This is a genomic window from Sulfurivirga caldicuralii, assembly GCF_900141795.1.
Taxonomy (GTDB): domain Bacteria; phylum Pseudomonadota; class Gammaproteobacteria; order Thiomicrospirales; family Thiomicrospiraceae; genus Sulfurivirga; species Sulfurivirga caldicuralii.
The window spans coordinates 392767-414550 of the sequence record NZ_FSRE01000001.1 but is presented as its reverse complement, the minus strand read 5'-3'; the positions used below and the strand labels follow the sequence as shown (position 1 = coordinate 414550).

The 21784-nt window shown below is 60.7% G+C and carries 19 protein-coding genes and 1 other RNA gene; 7 read left to right on the top strand and 13 right to left on the bottom strand.

Going from position 1 to position 21784, the window contains the following annotated elements; genetic code table 11:
• Position 1 precedes the first annotated feature (1 nt).
• The 10 genes from mraY to rsmI form a co-directional block, all read right to left on the bottom strand.
• A complete protein-coding gene (gene mraY, locus BUQ81_RS02190) occupies positions 2-1084 on the bottom strand; it encodes a phospho-N-acetylmuramoyl-pentapeptide-transferase (protein WP_074200745.1) in 1083 nt (360 codons plus the stop codon).
• Positions 1065-2456, bottom strand: coding sequence for a UDP-N-acetylmuramoyl-tripeptide--D-alanyl-D-alanine ligase (locus tag BUQ81_RS02185; RefSeq protein WP_084188191.1), 1392 nt, complete (start codon positions 2454-2456; stop codon positions 1065-1067). Before BUQ81_RS02185 ends, mraY begins: the two co-directional genes overlap by 20 nt.
• Positions 2441-3865, bottom strand: coding sequence for a UDP-N-acetylmuramoyl-L-alanyl-D-glutamate--2,6-diaminopimelate ligase (locus tag BUQ81_RS02180; RefSeq protein WP_074200936.1), 1425 nt, complete (start codon positions 3863-3865; stop codon positions 2441-2443). Before BUQ81_RS02180 ends, BUQ81_RS02185 begins: the two co-directional genes overlap by 16 nt.
• Positions 3865-5538 carry a peptidoglycan D,D-transpeptidase FtsI family protein gene (locus BUQ81_RS02175; protein WP_074200744.1) on the bottom strand — a complete coding sequence of 558 codons (1674 nt, stop codon included), beginning with the start codon at positions 5536-5538 and terminating at the stop codon, positions 3865-3867. The genes BUQ81_RS02180 and BUQ81_RS02175 overlap by 1 nt, the downstream gene beginning before the upstream one ends.
• The gene (gene ftsL, locus BUQ81_RS02170; protein ID WP_074200743.1) at positions 5525-5833 is read right to left on the bottom strand and encodes a cell division protein FtsL; all 309 of its coding nucleotides are present in this window, start codon (positions 5831-5833) and stop codon (positions 5525-5527) included. The genes BUQ81_RS02175 and ftsL overlap by 14 nt, the downstream gene beginning before the upstream one ends.
• 19 nt (positions 5834-5852) lie before the next feature.
• On the bottom strand, positions 5853-7100 hold the full coding sequence (gene ftsZ, locus BUQ81_RS02165; RefSeq protein WP_074200742.1) for a cell division protein FtsZ: 1248 nt from the start codon (positions 7098-7100) through the stop codon (positions 5853-5855).
• A gap of 128 nt (positions 7101-7228) precedes the next feature.
• Positions 7229-8152 (bottom strand): 16S rRNA (cytosine(1402)-N(4))-methyltransferase RsmH, encoded by a 924-nt coding sequence (gene rsmH, locus BUQ81_RS02160; RefSeq protein WP_074200741.1) that lies wholly within the window; start codon positions 8150-8152, stop codon positions 7229-7231.
• Between the two features lies 1 nt (position 8153).
• The gene (gene mraZ / locus BUQ81_RS02155) at positions 8154-8609 is read right to left on the bottom strand and encodes a division/cell wall cluster transcriptional repressor MraZ (protein ID WP_074200740.1); all 456 of its coding nucleotides are present in this window, start codon (positions 8607-8609) and stop codon (positions 8154-8156) included.
• A 345-nt stretch (positions 8610-8954) separates the two neighbouring features.
• Positions 8955-9329: RNase P RNA component class A (gene rnpB / locus BUQ81_RS02150), an RNA gene on the bottom strand.
• Positions 9330-9545: 216 nt separating this feature from the next.
• Positions 9546-10397, bottom strand: a complete 852-nt coding sequence (gene rsmI / locus BUQ81_RS02145; RefSeq protein ID WP_074200739.1) for a 16S rRNA (cytidine(1402)-2'-O)-methyltransferase — start codon at positions 10395-10397, stop codon at positions 9546-9548.
• A gap of 54 nt (positions 10398-10451) precedes the next feature.
• On the opposite strand from rsmI, the gene BUQ81_RS02140 reads away from it, so the two are divergent.
• The 6 genes from BUQ81_RS02140 to purD are packed head-to-tail and all read left to right on the top strand — an operon-like array spanning position 10452 to position 16619.
• Complete coding sequence (locus BUQ81_RS02140) at positions 10452-11939, top strand: penicillin-binding protein activator (RefSeq protein ID WP_074200738.1); 1488 nt, start codon at positions 10452-10454, stop codon at positions 11937-11939.
• Positions 11936-12511, top strand: coding sequence for a BON domain-containing protein (locus BUQ81_RS02135; RefSeq protein WP_074200737.1), 576 nt, complete (start codon positions 11936-11938; stop codon positions 12509-12511). The genes BUQ81_RS02140 and BUQ81_RS02135 overlap by 4 nt, the downstream gene beginning before the upstream one ends.
• Before the next feature lie 7 nt (positions 12512-12518).
• Positions 12519-13499 carry a tRNA dihydrouridine synthase DusB gene (gene dusB, locus BUQ81_RS02130; protein WP_074200736.1) on the top strand — a complete coding sequence of 327 codons (981 nt, stop codon included), beginning with the start codon at positions 12519-12521 and terminating at the stop codon, positions 13497-13499.
• Entirely contained in the window at positions 13483-13740 is a 258-nt protein-coding gene (locus BUQ81_RS02125; RefSeq protein WP_143598437.1) for a helix-turn-helix domain-containing protein, read from the top strand. Before dusB ends, BUQ81_RS02125 begins: the two co-directional genes overlap by 17 nt.
• 2 nt (positions 13741-13742) lie before the next feature.
• Positions 13743-15308 (top strand): bifunctional phosphoribosylaminoimidazolecarboxamide formyltransferase/IMP cyclohydrolase, encoded by a 1566-nt coding sequence (purH, locus tag BUQ81_RS02120; protein ID WP_074200734.1) that lies wholly within the window; start codon positions 13743-13745, stop codon positions 15306-15308.
• 12 nt (positions 15309-15320) lie between these two features.
• The gene (gene purD / locus BUQ81_RS02115) at positions 15321-16619 is read left to right on the top strand and encodes a phosphoribosylamine--glycine ligase (RefSeq protein ID WP_074200733.1); all 1299 of its coding nucleotides are present in this window, start codon (positions 15321-15323) and stop codon (positions 16617-16619) included.
• Positions 16620-16712: 93 nt separating this feature from the next.
• On the opposite strand, the gene BUQ81_RS02110 is transcribed toward purD, so the two are convergent.
• From BUQ81_RS02110 to lptF, 3 genes are read right to left on the bottom strand one after another with little or no spacing between them, the layout of a single operon-like run.
• Positions 16713-18020 (bottom strand): arsenic transporter, encoded by a 1308-nt coding sequence (locus tag BUQ81_RS02110; RefSeq protein WP_200770531.1) that lies wholly within the window; start codon positions 18018-18020, stop codon positions 16713-16715.
• The gene (gene lptG, locus BUQ81_RS02105; protein ID WP_084188189.1) at positions 18020-19186 is read right to left on the bottom strand and encodes an LPS export ABC transporter permease LptG; all 1167 of its coding nucleotides are present in this window, start codon (positions 19184-19186) and stop codon (positions 18020-18022) included. The genes BUQ81_RS02110 and lptG overlap by 1 nt, the downstream gene beginning before the upstream one ends.
• A complete protein-coding gene (gene lptF, locus BUQ81_RS02100; RefSeq protein ID WP_074200731.1) occupies positions 19183-20289 on the bottom strand; it encodes an LPS export ABC transporter permease LptF in 1107 nt (368 codons plus the stop codon). The genes lptG and lptF overlap by 4 nt, the downstream gene beginning before the upstream one ends.
• Positions 20290-20303: 14 nt before the next feature.
• On the opposite strand from lptF, the gene BUQ81_RS02095 reads away from it, so the two are divergent.
• Positions 20304-21782 (top strand): leucyl aminopeptidase, encoded by a 1479-nt coding sequence (locus tag BUQ81_RS02095; protein WP_074200730.1) that lies wholly within the window; start codon positions 20304-20306, stop codon positions 21780-21782.
• Positions 21783-21784: the final 2 nt, after the last annotated feature.

The following is a 21784-nucleotide window of genomic DNA, read 5'->3' as shown; positions in this document are numbered from 1 at the left end:
GCTAGCGAATCTTCAGGCTGGCCAGACCGATCAGCACCAGAATGATGGTGATGATCCAGAAACGCACGATGACCTGCGACTCGTGCCAGCCCTTCTGTTCAAAATGGTGATGAATGGGGGCCATGAGAAAGATGCGCTTGCGCCGCAGCTTGTACGACCCCACCTGCAGTATGACTGAAATGGTTTCCGCCACGAACACCCCCCCCATGATGAACAGCACCAGCTCCTGACGGGTGGCAATGGCCAGCACCCCCAGCGCAGCGCCCAGCGCCAGCGAGCCCACATCGCCCATGAACACCTGCGCCGGGTGGGCGTTGAACCACAAAAACCCCAGACCCGCCCCCACAATGGCGCCCGCGAAAATGGTCAACTCGCCCACACCCGGAATGTAAGGAATGTGCAGATACTTGGAAAAGACCGCGTGGCCACTTACATAGGCAAACACCCCCAGTGCCCCGGCCACCATGGCGGCGGGAAGAATGGCCAGACCATCCAGACCATCGGTCAGATTGACCGCATTGGAGGTCCCTACGATGACAAAATAGCCGAGCACGACCGCGCCGATACCCAGCGGAATCCAGGTATCCTTCATGAAGGGAATCAGCAGCTGCGACATCTGCGGCTGTGGTCCCACCTGATAGAGGGCAACCACTGCCGCCAACCCCACGATGGACTGCAGCAGATACTTGTGTCGTGCCTTCATGCCGTTGGGGTCGCGGTACACCACCTTCTTGTAATCATCCCAGAAGCCGATCAGCCCAAACGCCAGTGTCGTCAGCAGTGCAATCAAAAGATAGGGATTGGACAGCTCACCCCACAGCAGCACCGACAGCCCCACTGCAAACAGGATCATCACCCCGCCCATCGTAGGCGTTCCTGCCTTGACCAGATGGGTCTGCGGTCCGTCCTCACGGATTGCCTGCCCGACTTTCAGCCGCGTGAGCCAGCGAATTACCAGCGGACCGATCAGAAAGGAGACCACCAGCGCTGTCAGGGTGGCGAGAATGGCACGCAGGGTAATGTAATGAAACACCCGAAACGACGGCTCGAACTGCGCCAGCCAGTCAGTCAAATAGATCAGCATGTTCGCTCCTCAGATATTCGATCACCCGCTCCATGGCGGCACTGCGCGATCCTTTCACCAGCACCATGCCTTGCGGATGCGCTGCCAGCCAGGCTGCCACCGCCTCGCCCACCGCCGCGTGGTCTTCATGCAGGCTGCCATGGGCACCAAATGCAGTTGCGGCAGGCGCAGCCCCCTGGCCGAATGTCCATAGTGCCTGCACACCCTGTTCGGCCAGCCAGCGACCCAGCTCGGCATGGATCACCTCACTCTCCTCGCCAAGCTCGGCCAGTGCACCAAGACACACTGCCACCGGTGCACCCGTACGGATCAGTGTTTCCACTGCGGCGCGCACCGACGCCGGGTTGGCATTATAGCTGTCGTCCATCAGCACACCGCCACCGCGCAATGCGATGGGTTGCATACGGCCCGGTGCGCCACGAAAGCCCATTAATGCCTCAATGGCCGCCGTAGCCGAAAGGCCCATGGCCCTCACCGCAGCCACGACAGCCGCCAGATTGTGCGCATGGTGCAGGCCCCACAGTGGCAGTGAAAAAGGCAATTGTTCCCCGCTTACATCCAACACGCCCTCCAGTCCGCCACGCCTCTGCTGCACGGACGCGATGCGCACCTGCACATCGGCATGGCGCCCAAAGGTGTAAATGGCAAGGCTCCGCTGACGCGCACGGCTGTACCAGTAGGCAAACCCGGTACTGTCCCGATTGAGCACGATCCAACCACCGGGCTGCACCGTATCGATCAGCTCGCCCTTGGCGCGCACAATGGCGTGCAGCCCGCCGAACTCGCCCACATGCGCGGGGGCCGCCTGCGTAATAATGCCGCCTTCGGGCCTGACCCACTGCCCCAGCCGGGCGATCTCGCCCACGTGGTTGGCACCGGTTTCGATGACGGCAAAACGGTGGTGCGCACGCAGACGCAGCAGCGTCAGGGGCACACCAATGTCGTTATTGAGATTGCCCTGTGTCGCCAGCGTGTCTCCGACGCGGCTTAATACCTGCGCCAGCATCTCCTTGACGCTGGTTTTGCCATTGCTGCCGGTGACCGCCACCCGACGGGTGTTCAGCTGCTGTGCGTGCCAGGCGGCAAGGGATCCCAGCCCCGCCCGTGTATCCTTCACCACCCATTGCGGCAACAGCAGCGCAGGATCCACGGCTGAAACCATCGCAGCCGCGGCCCCGGCCGCCATCACTTGCGGCAAAAAGGCGTGCGCATCAAAGCGCGCGCCCTTCAGCGCCACAAACAGATCGCCCGGCTGGACCTGGCGGCTGTCGGTCTGCACGCGCTGGATCAGCGTCTGCGGTGGGCCATTCAGCCAGCGGCCGCCAAAGGCCTGGCTGGCCGCCTGCAGATCGAGGTTTAGCCCTTCACCCACTTGAGGGCCTCATCCTTGTCGCTGAAGGGCACACGCTCGCCGCAGAATTCCTGCCAGCTTTCATGCCCCTTGCCGGCAATCAGCACCACATCGTCCGGCCCAGCACACTGCAGGGCGGTTTGAATGGCGCGCGCCCGATTGGGGAACGTCTTGTATGAATGTGTCTTGATGCCCGCCGCAATCTCATGGATGATCTGCTCCGGATCCTCGCAGCGGGGATTGTCGCTGGTCAGAATGATGCGGTCGGCCAGGCGATCAGCCACCGCCCCCATCAACGGGCGCTTGCCCTGATCGCGACCTCCGCCCGCGCCAAACACGACCCAGAGCGTGCGCTCAGGAAAGTGTTCGCGCAGGCTGTTCAATACCGCCTCCAGTGCATCCGGCGTATGGGCGTAGTCGATAAATACATTCGGTTTGTCGGCGATCCTTTCCATGCGTCCCTCCACTGGTTCAAGCATTTGCCACAGGGTTTCCCACCGTCCAACAGGGGGGTCCCCGACTTTTTCAACAATCGCGCTGGCGCACAGCATATTCTCGGCGTTGTAGCGGCCATACAGGGACGTTTTGCAGGCAAAAACCTTATTTTTATGCGCTACACGGCCGCTCAGGCCCGTTTGTCCGGCACTTAACGCATTGCAACGCCAGTCAGCCGCGTGATGGCCATAGGTAACAGGGTGCGCAACCTTCTGCACCAGCGCGGCCCCTTGCGCATCGTCCACATTGAGCACCTGCCAACAGCTGGGCCAGTCGATAAACAGCCGCGCCTTGGTGGCATGATACGCCTCAAGGGTGCCATGAAAATCCAGGTGATCGCGCGTCATCTGCGTGAGCGCCACGCCCTCGAACTGCAGGCCGTCAATCCGGCCCATCGCAATGGCGTGGGAAGAGACTTCCATGAGCACCGTATCCACACCAGCTTCGAGGAAGTCATGCAGCAGGCCATACAGGCGCACCACATCCGGCGTCGTATTGGCACCGGCCTGCAGCCGTGGCCAGAGGCCATAGCCGAGGGTACCGATGACGCCGACACGATGGTCGAGGGCGGTGAGCATCTGCGCCGCATACCATACGGTGGAACTCTTGCCATTGGTTCCGGTCACGCCGACCACCTTGAGCCTGGCATCAGGCGCCGAGTAGAACCAGCGCACGAATTCGGCCAGGCGCGCAGCCAGATCGGGTACAACCAGCACCCGATCCTGGCCCGGCACCGGGCGGTCACTCAGCACAGCGACCGCACCGGCCTGCAGTGCCTGCTGGGCAAAGCGGCTGCCGTGCACGTGCGCACCCGGCAGGGCCAAAAAGAGATCACCCGCGCGAACCTCGCGACTGTCAGCTACCACCCGTGAGACCGATCCACTCGCATCTGTATCCAAGCCCCACCAGGCAGCGAGCTCTGCCAGAGTACGCATTACTCCTCCCGATCCGGCGGCACATTGCGCAGCCGCAGCGCCTGACGCATGACTTCCTGAAAAACCGGGGCAGCGACAGCCCCTCCATAATAGACGCCGCGACTGGGCTCATCCACCATGACAACCATGACGAATTCAGGGTCATCCGCCGGCACGATGCCGGCAAACAGACTGCGGTACTTCTGCAGGCTGTACTGTCCCCCGCCCAGCTTGTGGGCCGTGCCGGTCTTGCCTGCCACGCTGTAGCCCGGAATATGTGCCTTGGGCGCCGTCCCGCCTCGTGCAGTCACTTTCTCCATCATGGCACGCACACACCGGGCCGCATCCACCGAAAAGACACGCTCACCCTCCGGGAGGACGCCGTCCTGACGAAACAGCTGCAACGGACGTGTCATGCCATCACTGGCCAGCGTCAGGTAGGCCCGCGCCAACTGCAACAGCGTCACCTGAAAACCGTAGCCGAATGCGGTCCACGCCTGATCCACGCGGCTCCATACATCGGGGGTTTTCAGCTGACCAAGCGCCTCACCGTGCAGAAACAGACCGCTGTCCTGATCAAAGCCCAGCTGATGATAGAGCTGCCATTGGGTTTTGGGGTCCATTCGCAGGGCGATTTTGGAAATGCCCACGTTGCTGGAGTGCTGAATAATGCCGGTGGGTGTCAGCGGCCCCTTGTTGTGATCGTCACGCACCACTTCACCATCGATCACCAGCCGCCCCGGCGACGTATCGATCACCTCTTCAGGCTGCACAAGTCCCAGATCCAGCGCCTTGGCCATGATGAAGGGCTTGACCGTTGAACCAGGCTCCATCAGGTCCGAGACGGCATGGTTACGGGTGCGTTTCGGGCTCAGCTGACTGCGGTCGTTGGGGTTATAGCCGGGCTGGCTGGCCAGCGCGAGAATCTCGCCGGTACGCGCGTCCAGAACGATCGCTGCGGCGGCACGCGCCTGATGAATCACCATGGCGCGCTTGAGCGCCCGGTAGGTGAAATACTGGATGCGCTGATCCAGCGCCAGGGTCATGTCCCGTCCCGGCTTCACTGGTGTCAGGGTATCGTAGAAATCCACCACGCGGCCGCGCACATCCTTGATGACCCGCACCTTGCCTGGTGTGCCGCGCAGCCAGCTGTCATAACTCTTTTCCAGTCCCGCCTGACCCTGATCATCAATATTGGTAAAGCCGATCAGGTGAGCGGCCGTTTCGGCTTCGGGGTAGTAGCGCTTGTAGGTTTCGTTCACATACACGCCGGGCAGGCTTAATGCCTTGATGCGCTCTGCAAGGGCGGGCAATACCTGTCGACGCAGATAGAGGAAGCGCTGACTGCAGCGACCGCTGATGCGTTTTTTCAGACTGGTCCAGTTCTGCCCCAGCAGCTTGGCCAGTGGTTTTAAATCCTCAATACGAGCACAGGCCAGCTTGGGATCGACCCACACATCCGCAACCGGGGTAGATAGCGCCAGCACCTGTTGATTGCGGTCATAGATGACGCCCCGACTGGCAGGCAGCGCCATCATGCGTACATGGCGCAGCTGTGCCTGCGCCTTGAGGAATGCGGCCTGTTCGATCTGTACGCTCCACGCACGCCAGGTCAGCACCAGCATGGCGATAATCAGGCCGGCCAGCACCCAATGCTCGCGTTTCAGTACGGCGCGCAGATCAGCGATTTTCATGGAGAATAATGGTTTGAACCGGTGACTGATGCACCATGCGCAATTGCTGCCGTGCCGCACGCTCCACCCTAAGAGGTGAAATCAGGTGGCTATATTCCAGCACCAACTGCGTCCAGCGAGTCTGCTGCTCCCGCTGCTGCTGCAACAATTGCGCATAGTGGGTCGATGCTTCCCGTACCTGTTGACGTACGACCACCACGCCCCAGGCTTCTGCCAGCAGAATCGCGCCCAGCAGAATGAGTAAAAGTCCGCGGCCACCCAGCAGGCGACGCGCGGACCCGAGAAGAGTCATCATCGTTCAGGCATATCCCGCCTCAGTCAGCCTGACGGCGCAAAAAGGTGGGAATATCCAGAATATCCGTCGGACTGATAAAGCCTTCGTTGGGACCATTGGCCACCCGCGCGGCACGCTGAGGCTGCACATTTCGCACGGGTTCCGGTTCCGCGACGGCCGGTTTCATGCGCGCCACGCCAGGCTCAGGCGCCCCAGTGGGTTTCAGGTCATACTCGGGCTTGTTACTGGCTGCTTCCGGCTCAGCCTGCTCGGCACGATCGGGTTGCGGCTGGGGACGCGTACGACGCGCCTGCGGGGCAGCCTGCTGGCCAATGTATTCGAGACCGGTTGCCACCACAGTGACGCGCAGTTCGTTTTCCATATTCGGGTCGATGGAAGTGCCCACGATCACTTCGCTGTCCGGGCCGGCCACTTCCTCGACCAGCTTGCCAACTTCTTCCCATTCCTGCATGGTAAAGTCCATGCCGGCGGTAACATTGACCAGCACACCGCGTGCGCCCTTCACGTTCACGTCTTCCAGCAGCGGATTGCGAATGGCCTTTTCCGCTGCGGCACGGGCGCGGTTCTCGCCGGTAGCGGCGCCGACACCCATCAGCGCATAACCCTGCTGGGACATGACGGTGCGCACGTCTTCAAAGTCCACGTTGATCAGTCCGGGGCGCGTGATCAGCTCGGCAATGCCCTGCACCGCACCGTGCAGCACCTCATTTGCATAGTCGAATGCCTTGACCATCAGGAAGTCACCACCCAAGACCTGAATCAGCTTGTCGTTGGGCACCACGATCAGGGAGTCAACCTGATCGCGCAGTTCGGCAATCCCCTGCTCGGCCACCTTGTCACGACGCTCGAACTTGAACGGCTTGGAGACGACGCCCACGGTCAGGATGCCCATTTCGCGGGCAATCTGCGCTACAACGGGGGCCGCTCCGGTACCGGTCCCGCCGCCCATGCCAGCCGTGATAAACACCATGTCTGCATTGCGCAGCTGCTCACGGATTTCATCCAGCGCTTCCCGCGCAGCTTCACGCCCCTTGTCGGGACGCGCACCGGCACCCAGGCCGCTCTTGCCCAGCTGGATCTTGATTGGCGCCTGCAGGCTGTTAAGTGCCTGCGCATCCGTATTGGCAACGATAAAATCGACGCCTTCCACGTGATTGCGCACCATGTAATCCACGGCATTGCCGCCGCCCCCGCCAAGGCCGACGACCTTGATGACCGGCATGCCAGGGTCGCGCACGCTGTCTGCTTCGTGTAGCTCAAATTTCATGATGACTCTCCTGTTGATTGAACCCCTGACTACCCAGCGGACAGTGCAGCGGGTTCATACTGCACTGGCCGACCAAACCTGTACCTTCTGCCGAGTCGCCCTCCAGAGCAACGCGGCAGAACGTACGCTTAAATCTTTTCTGCCACCCGCATCACCGCACTGCGGGAGCGGATGTTTTCGGCGCACTCCGCCTCGCTGGGAAAATGCGCCTTGCCAATGGCCTGTAGCGTTGGCTCGCTGTAGGCCACCGGCACGGGCGAATCCGGAAAGAGATCCCGCGCCCGGCTGTGCTCACGGATAAAGCGCTTGACAATGCGGTCTTCCAGCGAATGAAAACTGATCACCACCAGTCGGCCTCCCGGGGCAAGCACCCGTTCCGCCTGCTCAAGCACCGCTTCCAGCGCATCCAGCTCCCCATTCACGGCAATGCGAATCGCCTGAAAGGTTCGTGTGGCCGGATGCTTATGCATTTCCCTACGCGGCACGGCTGCACTGATGACATTGGCCAGATCCAGTGTCGTTTTAAGCGCCTCCTCTTCCAGTGCCGTCTTGATGGCACGGGCGATTCGCCCTGCAAAGCGTTCCTCGCCATAGCGACGAATGACATCCGCCAGGCTTTTTTCATCCACCTGCTTGAGCCATTCCAGCGCACTCAACCCCGTTGTCGGGTTCATGCGCATGTCCAGCGGTCCCTCGCGCATAAAGCTGAAGCCACGCTCAGGCGTATCCAGCTGCGGAGACGAAACGCCGAGGTCCAGCAGAATGCCGTTTACCGCACCCGTCCAGCCCCGTTCAGAAACAAACTGTTCCAGTTGCGCAAAACTGCCGTGCTCGATTTCAAAACGCGCATCCTGAATGGCCGCACGTCCGGCTTCCACAGCTTCCGGGTCCTGATCGATGGCTAGCAGACGGCCCTCCGGCCCCAGCCGTGACAGAATGGCCCTGCTGTGCCCACCGCGCCCAAACGTTCCGTCCACATAGCGCCCATCCGCTCGAATCGCCAGCGCCTCCAGCGACTCCTCCAGCATGACGGGATAGTGGGCGTCGGTCATATCAAATACTCAAATTGGTGAGCACTTCGGGCACCGGCTCGTTTTGCACATCTTCAAGCATGGCCGGGCAGGTTTCATCCCAGCGCGCCTGCGGCCACAGCTCCAGCTTGTTACCCTGCCCCAGCAACACGGCCTGCTTCTCAAGATCCACATGCTCTCTCAATACCGACGGCACCAGCACACGCCCCTGACCATCCATGTCCAGCTCGTGGGCAAACCCGACAAACAGACGCTGATAGCGTCGCGCCGTGGGATCGATATTGGGCAACGCCATGATTTTCTGTTCGATATGCTTCCATTCTTCAAAGGGATACAGCAACAGGCAGGGACTTTGCAGATCAATGGTGGCAACCAGGGTGGTGTTTCCGCTCTGGGCGATGGCGTCACGGATGCGCTTGGGGATCGCAAGGCGTCCCTTCTGGTCCAGATTGACCTGATGCAATCCGCGAAAAAACATTACGTCACCACCACTCCCCACTTTTTGCCACTTGTGCCCACTATATTGATGATGAAAAGACGTGTCAACCGTAAAAAGCGGATATTTTTCCTTTGATTGACAAGCACTTAGCGGACAAAGCACAAGGGAGGAGAGGCCACAATCAAAATGCGACCACAGATAAAAATATGCTTTAATTACAACAGGTTAAAAATCAAACCAAAGAAAAAAAATAAACAGAGAAAAGAAAAGAAACAAACAGAACCCTCTTCATATAGATAAAGCGAGGCTGCAAGACACAATATATGGGGAAGAGAGTGCAGATTCACTGCTTGCTGAACAGGTGGGATGAAGTGGGGAAAGAATTGCAAAAGCGAGCCTGTAAGCCGGGTTCTGTCCCTCCAGATGGAAGTGGCAACCATTCATCTCGGCCTGAACTCGCGTCCAGGCTCCAGCGACCTACCCACGCACCGGCCCGAGCAAGGCCGTGCAGCCGAAGCTGCGTGTGCGTCTATTTGGTCTTGCACCGGATGGGGTTTACCCTGCCACAACGGTTGCCCGTTGCGCGGTGCGCTCTTACCGCACCCTTTCACCCTTGCCTGTGCCCCTTGCGGGGCCATCGGCGGTCTGCTCTCTGCGGCACTTTCCATCGCCTCACGGCGCCCAGCAGTTAGCTGGCATCCTGCTCTGTGGTGCCCGGACTTTCCTCCAGTTTTCACTGGCGGTTGCCCGGCTCGCTTTTGCATGCGCATTATACGCCTATTGTAAATAAGGGCGCGAACCGTTTTTTCAAGCGCCCCTGCGTGTGTCAAACGTGGCTGCCGCCACTGCATCAGTACCTACTGCAAGCTCCTCGGCGACTGCCCTACGCTTGCGGGCAATACTCAAAAACCCAACTACCTCGATGGAAAGACAAACCCGGTCACATGCAAAACAAATGGTGCACCCTACAAACTCTCACGCTTTTTTTAATGACTGGGCCAGCTTGTAGGCCGCGTTGCGGCGCAGACCCAGCCAGCGACTGGCAAGCTGCGCAGCAACCTTTGCTGAAATCCCCTTTTCCAACAGGTCGCCCAGCACCACCGCCGGGTCCAACGCCGGTGAAGCCGAACGAGGCTCATCCGGGCCCAACAGAATGACGCACTCGCCCCGAACCTCGTCAGGGTGGGCCGCAAAGTATGCCAGGACCTCGCCCAACGTCTCGCCCTGTACCGATTCGAACCGCTTGGTCAGTTCACGCACCACCACAGCGGCATGGTCCGCCCCCCATACCGCCTGCATGGCTTCAAGTGAGGCCAGCAGGCGATGGGGCGCCTCATAAAAAACAAGCGTATGCGCCATACCCTTTAGCGACTCGAGGACGCGCTGGCGTGCACCGGCCTTGGGCGGAAGAAAGCCTTCAAAGGCGAAGCGATCCGTCGGCAACCCGGCAATGCTGAGTGCGGCAATCAGGGCCGAGGGGCCTGGTACTGCACGAACATGAATGCCTGCATCACGCAAGCGTCGAACCAGCGTAGCCCCCGGGTCGCTGATCAAGGGTGTGCCGGCATCACTCACCAATGCGCCACATTCGCCATTCTGCAACCGCACCAGAAGCTGTTCAGCACGGCTCGCCTCGTTATGTTCATGCAAACTGATCAAGGGACGGCTGATTCCGTAATGTGCCAACAGCTGGCGTGTATGCCGGGTATCTTCTGCAGCGATCCAGTCCACCTGCTTCAGCACCTCCAGCGCTCGCCGCGTAATATCCTGGAGATTGCCAATAGGGGTCGCGACCACATAAAGCGTCCCGGCTGAAGCTGCGGACATTTATAATTTCCTTCAGTTTTTTCAGCGCACCGACTGAAGCATATTAACCAGCCGATGCAGGGGTTTCTTGATGATGTGCAAAACAACAGGGTCGACATTGTAATGCGTTTCTTATGGCTTCTTCCGCTCCTGCTGACCCTCAGCCAGTGTGCACAACCTCCTCGCAAGCCAGCGCCCCAGACTTCACCGCCCCCGCTTGAAGCTGCACCCCCCCAGCAAAGCCTTCAAACTGCCATTCAGCAGGCCCGTCAGCGAGGGGATTGGGAGCGCTTCATTCTGCAGTCGGAAGCCTTGTGGCAATTGAGCTCCGACGCGGATCGCGCTGCAATTGAAGTGGCAATCTGGTCACAGTTGAGAAAATTGCCGCCTGAGAGTCGGGCGCACCTTTCTGAAAGCCCCTATCTGCAGGTCCGCGCGTGGGTTGATCTGGTGGATTTCATGAATGCCAAAACCTGCTGCCTTCAGCAACGCGCTCAGGATTTGAAATGGCTTTATCCACGCGCCATCTACTGGCATCATCTGCTTCCCGCCCTGACCAGAGCCCCGACCGCTCCCAGACACGTTGCCGTACTACTGCCGCTTCAGGGACGTTATGCGCCGGTGGCACAAAGCATTCGCGCCGGCATGATCAAGCAGCTTTACAGCCAGCGGATACCCCAACTCCAGCTCACCTTTCATGACACCAGCAGCCGCGAGCGTCTGCAAAAAGGCTACGCCGCACTTCTCAGCACACCTGCTGATGCCGTGATCGGCCCTCTCCTCCCCGAAAACATTGCCTGGATCAGCCAGCGAGGCATGTTGCCCGCATGGCTTTTGAACGATCGGATAAATGGCTATGGCTACAGTCTGCACTATACACGTTCCAACGAAATCGACATGCTGGTAGCATGGCTGCATGCGCTCGGCGCGCGCCGCATCGGCATCTTCTCTGAACAGACACCTTCGGCTCAACGCATTACCCAGGAGCTGATGGACACCTGGATGCAAACCCCCTCCCATACCGCCATTGCGGCCAACTACGACCTTAATCCGCGCAAGATTCGTTATACATTCGATCATCTCCTGCATATCGACCTGAGCAAAGCACGCAAAAACAATCTTCAGTACACACTTAACCATCCACTTGCCTTTCAGCCCCGACCTCGTCAGGACCTGCAGGCCCTTGTCATTGCCACGCGCCCCAAAATTGCCGCAGTCATCAATCCATTGCGCGCTTTCTATGGCCTGAAAACACCCGTGCTGGGCACCTCTCTGCTCATGCACGAAAGCCTGCATACCTCCGCCATTGCCACGCGGGATCTCAAGCATATTCCCTTTCCGGGCATGCCCGTGCTGCTGAACCCGGACCCCTATGCAAACCGCCTGGAAGCCTATGGCGCCGACGCCCTGTGGCTGAGCACTCACCCCCTTCCCAAAGGTACGTGCGCCCAGCGCCTGACCGGACGTCTTGGATTTGATGAACACGGCGACCTGACGCGTCGACTGATATGGCTACAATACAGCAGCGATGGATCCATTACCCGAACAGGAGACACCCCGTGAAAAAATTGCGCCTTATTCTGGTAACGCTGGCCCTGACACTGGGCCTCAGCCAATGTGCTGCCCCACTCATCCTTGCAGGCGGTGCCGGTGCGCTGGGCTACTATTTCGGTGCCGAGCGCCGCGACGCGGACACCATTACGGAAGATGAAAAGGCGCAGGCCCGCATGATCGAGCTCATGCGCCAGGCGGGGCTGGACGTCAACAACATTGAGGTGATGACCTACAACCACAAGATGCTGCTGGTCGGCGCTGTCCCCACCGAAGCCGACCTGCAGCTGCTCAACCGCCTGGCCCGCCAGGTGCCCTATGTGCGTAAGGTCTATAACCGCGTTCGTGTTGGTGCCCCGCGCACCCCGGACCGCGCTCGTGAAGATGGCTGGATCGCCGCCAAGGTCAAGGCAGAAATGGTCAAGACCAAGGGACTGACCAGCGCGGCCATTCGCTATACCGTTTATGACGGCACGGTTTATCTGATGGGCCTGGTCAGCAAACAGGAAGCCCAGAAAGCCATCGCCGCCGCTTCGCGCGTCAAGGGCGTGCGCAAGGTGGTGGACGCCATGGATCGCCTCTGAGCGAGCCGTGCTCAAACCGCTGCAGATCGGGTCATGGCGCCTGCCCAACAACCTTGCACTGGCGCCCATGGCAGGCGTGACGGACAGGGTGTTTCGCACACTCTGCCGCGAACAGGGTGCAGGCTATGCCGTAGCAGAAATGACCCACAGCAAACCCGACCTGCGCAACCACAGAAAATCCCTCACCCGTCGGGCCGATTCTGCCGAGCCTGCTCCCCACGCCGTTCAACTGCTGGGGCATGATCCACAGCTGCTGGCGGATGCCGCACGCTGGCACGTGGATCAGGGCGCGGATATCATCGATCTCAATCTGGGCTGCCCGGCCAAAAAGGTGTGCAATGTGGCAGCTGGCTCTGCCTTAATGAGCGACCCGGCACGTGTGGCGGCCATTTTCGAGGCGGTGGTGGCGGCCGTACCGGTCCCGGTCACCGTCAAGATGCGCACCGGCACCGACGAGGGCCACCGCAATGCGCCCGAACTGGCCTGGATTGCTCAGGAAAGTGGTCTTGCCCTGGTCACCATCCACGGGCGCACCCGATCCCAGCGCTTTCAGGGTGAGGCAGAATACGATACCCTCGCCGAAATCGCCCAGCGTCTAACCATACCGGTGCTTGCCAATGGCGACATCGACAGCGGCGACAAGGCCCGCCATGTATTAAAATACACCGGTGCAGCAGGGGTCATGGTCGGACGCGCCAGTTTTGGCAACCCGTGGATCTTTGGCGAAATACGCGCTGCCCTCACCGAAGAGGAGTGGATCCCGCCCAGCCTTGAGGAGCGTGTCGCCACCCTGCACCGGCATGTGCGCGAACTGCACGCCTATTACGGTGAAACGACAGGGGTACGTCTGGCACGCAAGCATGCGGGCTGGTATGCCCGCCACCTGCCCAATGGCGAAACGTTTCGCAACACCTTTGTCCGTCTGAGCCATGCTCAGGCCCAACTTGACTGGATCGAACAGACATACAGCCATGCCTTCGCCTTGTGAGCCCATTTCCCTCAGCGACGCCGTCGAACAGGCCGTGCGCGCCTATTTCGAGGCAATGGGCGAAGAGGACATGACCCGCCTGTACAAAACCGTGCTCGAGCAGGTGGAGCCCCCCCTGCTGCGCGTCGTCCTGCAGCGCACCGGTGGCAACCGCACCCACGCGGCACGCATTCTCGGCATCAACCGCAACACCCTGCTCAAGAAAATCACCTATTACCAACTGACCCACATTCAGGAGTGACCATGAAACCAATCCGTCGCGCGCTCATCAGCGTTTCCGACAAGACCGGCATTGTCGATTTTGCCCGCGCCCTTACCGACATGGGTGTGGAACTTCTCTCCACCGGCGGCACCTACCGCGCGCTCAAGGAGGCGGGCATTCCCGTTACCGAGGTTTCGGACTACACCGGCTTTCCCGAAATGATGGATGGCCGCGTCAAGACGCTGCACCCCAAGATCCACGGTGGCCTGTTGGGGCGCCGCGGCACCGATGATGGGGTCATGGCCGAACACGGCATCAAGCCCATCGACATGGTCGTGGTGAACCTCTATCCGTTCGAAGCGACCGTAGCGCGTCCCGACTGCACCCTGGAAGAAGCGGTGGAAAACATCGACATCGGCGGCCCCACCATGCTGCGCTCCGCTGCCAAGAATCACAAGGATGTGGCCGTGGTCACCGATCCGGCCGACTATGATCGCGTGGTGGAAGAAATGCGCGCCAACAACGGCGCCCTGTCATTCGACACCCGCTTCGACCTGGCCATCAAGACCTTTGAGCAGACCGCCCGCTACGATGGCGCCATCGCCAACTACTTTGGCCGCCTGTTCAACGAAGATCCCGAGCAGGATCCGTTCCCGCGCACCTTCAACAGCCAGTTCGTCAAGAAACAGGCGCTGCGCTATGGCGAGAACCCTCATCAGAAAGCTGCGTTTTATGTGGAACGCGAACAAAAGGAAGCCAGCATCAGCTCAGCCAAGCAGCTGCAGGGCAAGGCACTTTCCTACAACAACATTGCCGATACCGATGCCGCGCTTGAGCTGGTAAAAAGCTTCGACGAACCCGCCTGCGTCATCGTCAAGCACGCCAACCCCTGCGGCGTGGCCACGGATGAAACCATTACCAAGGCCTACGACCGTGCCTTCAAGACCGATCCCACCTCTGCCTTTGGCGGCATTATTGCCTTTAACCGCCCACTGGACGCGGAGACCGCCAGGGCCATTATCGACCGCCAGTTTGTGGAAGTGATCATCGCGCCCGAGGTTACCCCCGAAGCGCTGGCGGTTACCGCAGCCAAGCCCAATGTGCGCGTGCTGGCCTGCGGGGAACTTAACCAGCCGCAGCCGGCGTGGGACTTCAAGCGTGTCACCGGCGGTCTGCTGGTTCAGGACCGTGATCTGGGCATGGTCACGTCCGACCAGCTCAAGGTGGTGAGCAAACGCGTGCCCACCGAGGAGGAAATGCGCGACCTGCTGTTTGCCTGGAAGGTGGCGAAATTCGTCAAGTCCAACGCCATCGTCTATGCCAGGGACACCATGACCATCGGTATTGGCGCCGGGCAGATGAGCCGTGTCTATTCCGCCAGGATCGCCGGCATCAAGGCAGCGGACGAGGGACTGGAAGTGCGCGGTTCCGTCATGGCCTCGGACGCCTTCTTCCCCTTCCGCGACGGCATCGATGCGGCTGCCGAGGCCGGCATTACCGCGGTAATCCACCCCGGCGGTTCCATCCGCGACGATGAGGTCATCGCCGCGGCAGACGAACACGGCATGGCGATGGTACTGACCGGCATGCGCCACTTCAGACATTAAGGAGACACGGGCATGAAAGTACTCGTCATTGGCGGCGGCGGCCGCGAACATGCGCTGGCGTGGAAAACGGCGCAATCCCCGAAAGTGGATACGGTCTATGTGGCGCCGGGCAACGCCGGCACCGCACTGGAACCCAACATGGAAAACGTGGCCATTGAGGCAACAGATATCGACGGGCTGGTGAAGTTCGCACGGGACAATGCCATCGACCTGACTATCGTCGGCCCCGAGGCCCCGCTGGTGCTGGGCGTGGTGGATGCCTTTCAGGCCGCCGGGCTCAAGTGCTTCGGCCCCACGCAGAAGGCCGCGCAGCTGGAAGGCTCCAAGGCGTTCACCAAGGACTTCCTTGCCAAATACAACATTCCCACTGCTGCGTACGGCGTCTTCACCGACATCGCTGATGCCACCGCCTATATCCGCGAGAAGGGCGCACCCATCGTGGTCAAGGCCGATGGTCTGGCCGCCGGCAAGGGCGTGATTCTGGCGCAGACGCAAGACGAAGCCATCGCCGCGGTAGAAGACATGCTCGCCGGCAACAAGTTCGGCGACGCCGGCTCCCGCGTGGTCATTGAGGAATTTCTGAGCGGTGAAGAGGCCAGCTTTATTGTCATGGCCGATGGCGAGCACGTCATCGCCATGGCCACCAGCCAGGACCACAAGGCGCGCGACAACGGCGACACCGGTCCCAACACCGGCGGCATGGGCGCCTACTCTCCCGCCCCGGTTGTGACGCCTGAAATCCATGAACGCATCATGAACGAAGTCATCTGGCCCACCCTGCGCGGCATGGCAGCCGAAGGCGCGCCCTACACCGGCTTTCTGTATGCCGGCCTGATGATTGCCGAGGATGGCACGCCCAAGGTGCTGGAGTACAACTGCCGCTTCGGCGACCCCGAAACCCAGCCTATCATGATGCGCATGCAGTCTGACCTGATCGAACTGATCGAAGCTGCTTTCGACGGCACGCTGGACCAGCACGAAACCCGGTGGGATCCGCGCGCGGCGCTGGGTGTAGTCATGGCCGCCGGCGGCTATCCCGACAGCTACCGCAAGGGCGATGTGATCGAGGGACTGGAGGATGCGGCTCAGCTGCCTGACGTGAAGGTCTTCCACGCGGGCACAAAACTGTCCGACGAGGGCAAGGTGCTCACCAATGGCGGACGCGTGCTGTGTGTCACCGCACTGGGTGACACCGTTTCCGAGGCGCAGCGCAAGGCCTATGAAGCGGTGGCCAAAATCCACTGGCCGGACGAATATCACCGCACCGACATCGGTCACCGCGCCATTGCACGGGAACAGGGCCAGCAATAACCCCCTTGTTTCACGCCAGCCATAAAAAAGCCGTCCCATCTGGACGGCTTTTTTCATGCCCGCTGGCATCCTGACGCAGCGAGGGCATTGCCATCAGGCACTGACAACTGGCAGCCACCATGCCAGCGCCAGCAGGGTTGCCAGCAATACCGGCGGTGTAAGGATCAGCCCCACCTTCATGTACTGTCCCCAGCTGATGACCTCGCCCTTGCGCGCCAGCACGTGCAGCCACAGCAGAGTCGCCAGACTGCCGATGGGCGTGAATTTCGGCCCCAGATCACAGCCGATAACATTGGCATACATCATCAGCTCGCGGGTCAGTTCCGATACCTGCGCATGATCGATAGCCAAAACGCCCACCAGCACCATGGGCATATTGTTCATAACGGCGGACAGCAACGCACTGAGTACCCCCGTGCCCACGCTGCTTGCCACCAGCCCGTGTGCTTCCAACCGGGTCAGCCAGTCGCTCAACAGCAATGTCAGTCCAGCCTTGTGCAGCCCATACACAACCAGATACATGCCCAGACTGAAAATCACGATCTGCCAGGGCGCCAGCTTTAGGGTCATGCGCACCGGGATGACCGCCCCCTGCCCACCTCTGTGCCAGCGCCCTGCCAACGCCAGAAAAATCAGTGCCGTAGTGCCGGCAAACAGGGAGGTGGGCAGCTGAACCTCCATTGCAGCGGTGACGAACAGCGTCACCAGCAGCAACGCCAGCAATGGAAACGCCGCCCTGAACACCAGTGGATCATGAATACTGCGCGCCGGGTCTTCCAGACTGGTCATATCGTAATCCGGAATTTCATGGCGGAAATAGAGCCATAGCACCAGTAGTGTAGCCGCAATCGAGACCAGATTGACCGGCACCATAACCTGCGCATAGCGGTCAAAGCCCACACCGAAATAGTTGGCACTGACAATGTTTACCAGGTTGGAAATCACCAGGGGAAGACTTGCCGTATCCGCAATAAAGCCGGTGGCAATGACAAATGCAAACGCCCCGGCATGACTGATGCCCAGCCGCAACAGAATGGCCAGCACGATCGGTGTGAGCAGCAGCGCCGCGCCATCATTGGCAAATACCGCGCTGATCAGTGCGCCCAGAAGCACCACCAGCACAAACAGTCGGTGGCCGTTGCCACGTCCCCAGCGGGCCACGTGCATCGCTGTCCAGCGGAAAAAGCCTGCCTCATCCAGCAGCAGCGAAATAATGATCAGCGCCACAAAGGTAAAGGTGGCATCCCACACGATGTCCCAGACAATGGGAATATCCTGCCAGTCCACCACACCGGACATCAGCGCCACAGCAGCACCCAGCGAGGCACTGGTGCCAATGCCCAGCCCGCGCGGCTGCCAGATCACCAGAACAAGCGTCACAATGAAAATTAACAGTGCCATCACGCAAGTTTTCTCCGTTGTTTCCACGGCCGATCCAGACGCGCAAACCCCCACATCGCCAGCGCAAGCAGGATCAATGAAGGCGCCACAGCACCCAGCCAGATGGGCAGGCCATACGCCAGCGCCAGATTGCCCAACAGCTGATTGGCGAAATGAAAGCCCAGCCCGATGAGCACGCCCACAAAAATGCGCTGCCCCATGCTCACCTGCCGAATGGATCCGAACACCAGCGGGAACACGATCGCCAGCATGGCCAGCAGGGTCAGCGGCAATGACAGCTTGCGCGCCAGCGCCAGCTGATAGGGCCGCACATCCAGTCCATTGGCGTGCAGAAAATCGATATAACCCATCAAGTCGCGAATGCCCATATAGCGCGTATCCACCTGCAGCACTGTCAGCGTCTCCGGCTCGAGCACCAGCGGGACAAGGGGGTCCCCGACTTTTTCGGATCGCACCGAAAAGGCAGGTTGCAGCGTGCCGTCTACAAGGCGGTTTTGCGCCGTAATCTGGCGACTTTTTGCCCTCTCCAGCCGCCAGGCACCCTTTTCAGCATCCCAGCGTGCCCGTGGTGCGGCCACATAGCGCGCCAACCGGTTCTTTTCCATGACAAAAAGCTCCACACCGGCCAGCAGCTGCGCATTCACCACCGTGCGCACATGCACCATGGCCGGCTTGCCGCCCAGACGCTGGCGCAACCACACGCCGTTGTCAGAGCCGATGGAATAGTCCTTGTGCAGCGCTTCCGCACGCAGCTTTTTCGCCAGCGCCTCGCTGGGTGGCGCAACCCATTCCCCCAGCGCCACCATCACCAGGGCAAACAGCAGCACCGACTTGAGCACACCGGCGAAAATGCGCCATACCGGCCAGCCTGCCGCGCGGATCACGATCAGTTCGCTGCGGTTTGCCAGCGCACCCAGCCCCATGAGCGCGCCAATCAGCAATGCCACCGGAAACACCTCATAGCCATACACAGGCAGCTTCAGCAGCGTATACAGCACGCCCTTTTCCAGCGTGTAGCTGTCGTTGAGCTTGCCCAGCTGAATGCTCAGCTCCACAAAGCCCAGCACCACCAGCAGCACGGCGAGCACGCCGAGCGTATAGGCGACCACCGTGCGCCCCAGATAGCGTTCGATGCGATTCAGTGTCCACACGGCGCGCAGGTTCACGCGGCCACCTCCCGGCGGTAGCGCACGCGTTCAGGCCACAACAACCATACCAGAAAGCCCAAGGGCACGGCCCACATGCCCAGTATCCAGACGGCCTCCCCATGAGCCACCCGGTCCTGAAACGCCGTGAGCAGCTGCACATAGAGCACATATACCACCAGCGCCACAAAAAAGCGCCCGAAGCGCCCTTCCCGGGGACGGGTTTTCGCCAGCTTCAAGCCCAGCAGCGCCATGACCAGAATACTGAAGGGCACGATCAGACGCTGATGCAGGAGTGCCCTATCCCCTGGCTGATCGCTGTGCCAGAGCTGCGCCAAGGTCTTTTCCTGCCGGCTAGGCGGTGCCTGCACCGACAGATGCGGCACAAAACCCTCGAAACGCCCCATGTGACGCACCGTCACCACCGTCTCGCCGGGACGGTAGCCCTGCACCGACCACGCATCTTCCAGCACCAGCGCCAGCCGACCCTCGACCCACTCAAACCGACCGCGCGGCGCGCTCATCTGCACACTGCCCTCGGGCGTCTGTACCTGTAGCCACAATTCACGCAGCGTGCCGTCCGCATCCTGCCGCGCCGCATAAAAAACGCCCTCCCCCCCCAGATCATTGAAGCGACCGGGCTGAAACGCCGCCAGTGGGGACTGCTGCTGTTGTGCCATCAACAGCAGCCGCGACTGCTGCTGCGCCCAGGGCGTGAGAAAAGCGCTCACCGCAAGTGCTGCAAGCATCAGCGGCACGGCAAACTTGATCACCTGCGCGCGAAAATAGGCTGGCGGGACGCCACAGCTGGCCAGCACCACCATTTCCTGATCCTGATACAGCCGTCCGAATGTCAGCTGACTGGCCAGCAGCACCACCAGGGGCAGCACCACTTCCAGCGCCGGCGGGATTTTCAGCAACAACAGCTTGCCCACCAGCTCGGGCGCAACGCGTCCCTGCGCCGCCAGCGCCAGCAATTCGCTCACCTGAGTACCAAAGGTGATCAGCAACAGCACCACTAGCACCGCGGCAAAGGTCTGCCACAGCTCGCCGGCGAGATATCGATTAAGGATGCGCAATGGGAAAGGTCCGCTGTTTATAATGGGGAAAATTATAAGCTGCATCAGGGAGTGCACACATGAAAGCCATCCGATTCCATTTCGAAGCCGACGCCGACTATTTCGACACGCTGGTTCTGCCCGTATTTGATGAAGACGACAATTCACTCGCCGAACGCTACGGTCTGGACGAACTGCTGACCGGTCTGCTCGCCGATGGCGATTTTGAACCCAAGGTGGGCAATACCCGTCTGTTGCTGGATGTGGAAGGCCTGGACTGTCAGCGCCTGCTGCTGGTGGGCATGGGCAAGCGTGCGGCGCTGACCCCGAAAAAGTATCAGGACAGCATTCGTGCCACCACCGCTGCGCTGGATCACAGCGGCGCCCGCTGCGCGCTCAATGCACTGGTCAATGTCGCCCCTGAAGGACAGGATACGAACTGGGCGCTGTATCAGAACACGCTGCACCTGCAGCGCAGCTTCTATGACTATGAACACGAAAGCCGCGGCGACCGCCCGCAGCGCGACCCGAAGCTGGACTGCATCGTCTATCCGGCACAAGCCAGCGCAGACGCCGAGCAAGCCGTCAGGGCAGCGCAAGCCACGGCGCTGGGCATGGCGCTGACCCAGGAGCTGGCCAACATGCCGCCCAACTTTTGCACCCCGGCCTTTCTGGCAGACACCGCCAGGCTCCTTGCCGACGAGTACGGTTTCGAGGTCAATGTGCTGGAACGGGAAGACATGGAGCGCCTCGGCATGGGGGCCCTGCTGGCGGTCGCCCGCGGCAGCGAGGCCCCGCCCAAGCTCATTACCCTGAGCTACAGGGGGGCTGGCGATGCCGCACCCATTGCGCTGGTGGGCAAGGGCGTCACCTTCGATTCCGGCGGCATCAGCCTCAAGCCGGGCGCAGGCATGGACGAGATGAAATACGACATGAGCGGCGCCGCCGCCGTGCTCGGCACCTTCAAGGCGCTGGGTGAACTCAAGCCCGCCATCAACGTGGTGGGCGTCATCCCCGCCACCGAAAACATGCCCTCCGGCAAGGCGGCGCGCCCCGGCGACGTTATCCGTAGCCTCTCCGGCAAGACCATCGAAATCCTCAACACCGATGCGGAAGGCCGCCTGATCCTGTGCGATGCCCTCACCTACGCACAGCGTACCTTCAAGCCTGCCAAGGTGGTGGATCTGGCCACGCTGACCGGCGCTTGCATCATCGCCCTCGGGCATCACATCAGCGGACTGATGAGCAACGACGATACGCTGGCCGACACGCTGCAGCAGACCGGCGACTGGACCTACGACCGGCTGTGGCGTCTGCCGCTGAGCGAAGAATACGACGAGCAGCTGAAGTCCAACTTCGCCGACATGGCCAATATCGGCGGGCGTCCTGCCGGCACCATTACCGCCGGCCAGTTCCTTGCCCGCTTTATTGAGGACGACCGTCCGTGGGCGCATCTGGACATCGCCGGCACAGCGTGGGTGAGCGGCGACAAGAAGGGGGCCACAGGCCGCCCCGTGCCCACCCTGGTGCAATGGCTGCTGCAGGAAGCCGGTCAGTAAAT

Excerpts from the sequence above, each read along its gene's own strand:
- mraY (WP_074200745.1), bottom strand. The coding sequence starts at position 1,084 with ATGCTGATCTATTTGACTGACTGGCTGGCGCAGTTCGAGCCGTCGTTT.
- BUQ81_RS02180 (WP_074200936.1), bottom strand. The coding sequence starts at position 3,865 with ATGCGTACTCTGGCAGAGCTCGCTGCCTGGTGGGGCTTGGATACAGAT.
- BUQ81_RS02175 (WP_074200744.1), bottom strand. The coding sequence starts at position 5,538 with ATGAAAATCGCTGATCTGCGCGCCGTACTGAAACGCGAGCATTGGGTG.
- ftsL (WP_074200743.1), bottom strand. The coding sequence starts at position 5,833 with ATGATGACTCTTCTCGGGTCCGCGCGTCGCCTGCTGGGTGGCCGCGGA.
- ftsZ (WP_074200742.1), bottom strand. The coding sequence starts at position 7,100 with ATGAAATTTGAGCTACACGAAGCAGACAGCGTGCGCGACCCTGGCATG.
- rsmH (WP_074200741.1), bottom strand. The coding sequence starts at position 8,152 with ATGACCGACGCCCACTATCCCGTCATGCTGGAGGAGTCGCTGGAGGCG.
- mraZ (WP_074200740.1), bottom strand. The coding sequence starts at position 8,609 with ATGTTTTTTCGCGGATTGCATCAGGTCAATCTGGACCAGAAGGGACGC.
- rsmI (WP_074200739.1), bottom strand. The coding sequence starts at position 10,397 with ATGTCCGCAGCTTCAGCCGGGACGCTTTATGTGGTCGCGACCCCTATT.
- BUQ81_RS02140 (WP_074200738.1), top strand. The coding sequence starts at position 10,452 with ATGCAGGGGTTTCTTGATGATGTGCAAAACAACAGGGTCGACATTGTA.
- BUQ81_RS02125 (WP_143598437.1), top strand. The coding sequence starts at position 13,483 with ATGCCTTCGCCTTGTGAGCCCATTTCCCTCAGCGACGCCGTCGAACAG.
- purH (WP_074200734.1), top strand. The coding sequence starts at position 13,743 with ATGAAACCAATCCGTCGCGCGCTCATCAGCGTTTCCGACAAGACCGGC.
- purD (WP_074200733.1), top strand. The coding sequence starts at position 15,321 with ATGAAAGTACTCGTCATTGGCGGCGGCGGCCGCGAACATGCGCTGGCG.
- BUQ81_RS02110 (WP_200770531.1), bottom strand. The coding sequence starts at position 18,020 with ATGGCACTGTTAATTTTCATTGTGACGCTTGTTCTGGTGATCTGGCAG.
- lptF (WP_074200731.1), bottom strand. The coding sequence starts at position 20,289 with ATGCAGCTTATAATTTTCCCCATTATAAACAGCGGACCTTTCCCATTG.
- BUQ81_RS02095 (WP_074200730.1), top strand. The coding sequence starts at position 20,304 with ATGAAAGCCATCCGATTCCATTTCGAAGCCGACGCCGACTATTTCGAC.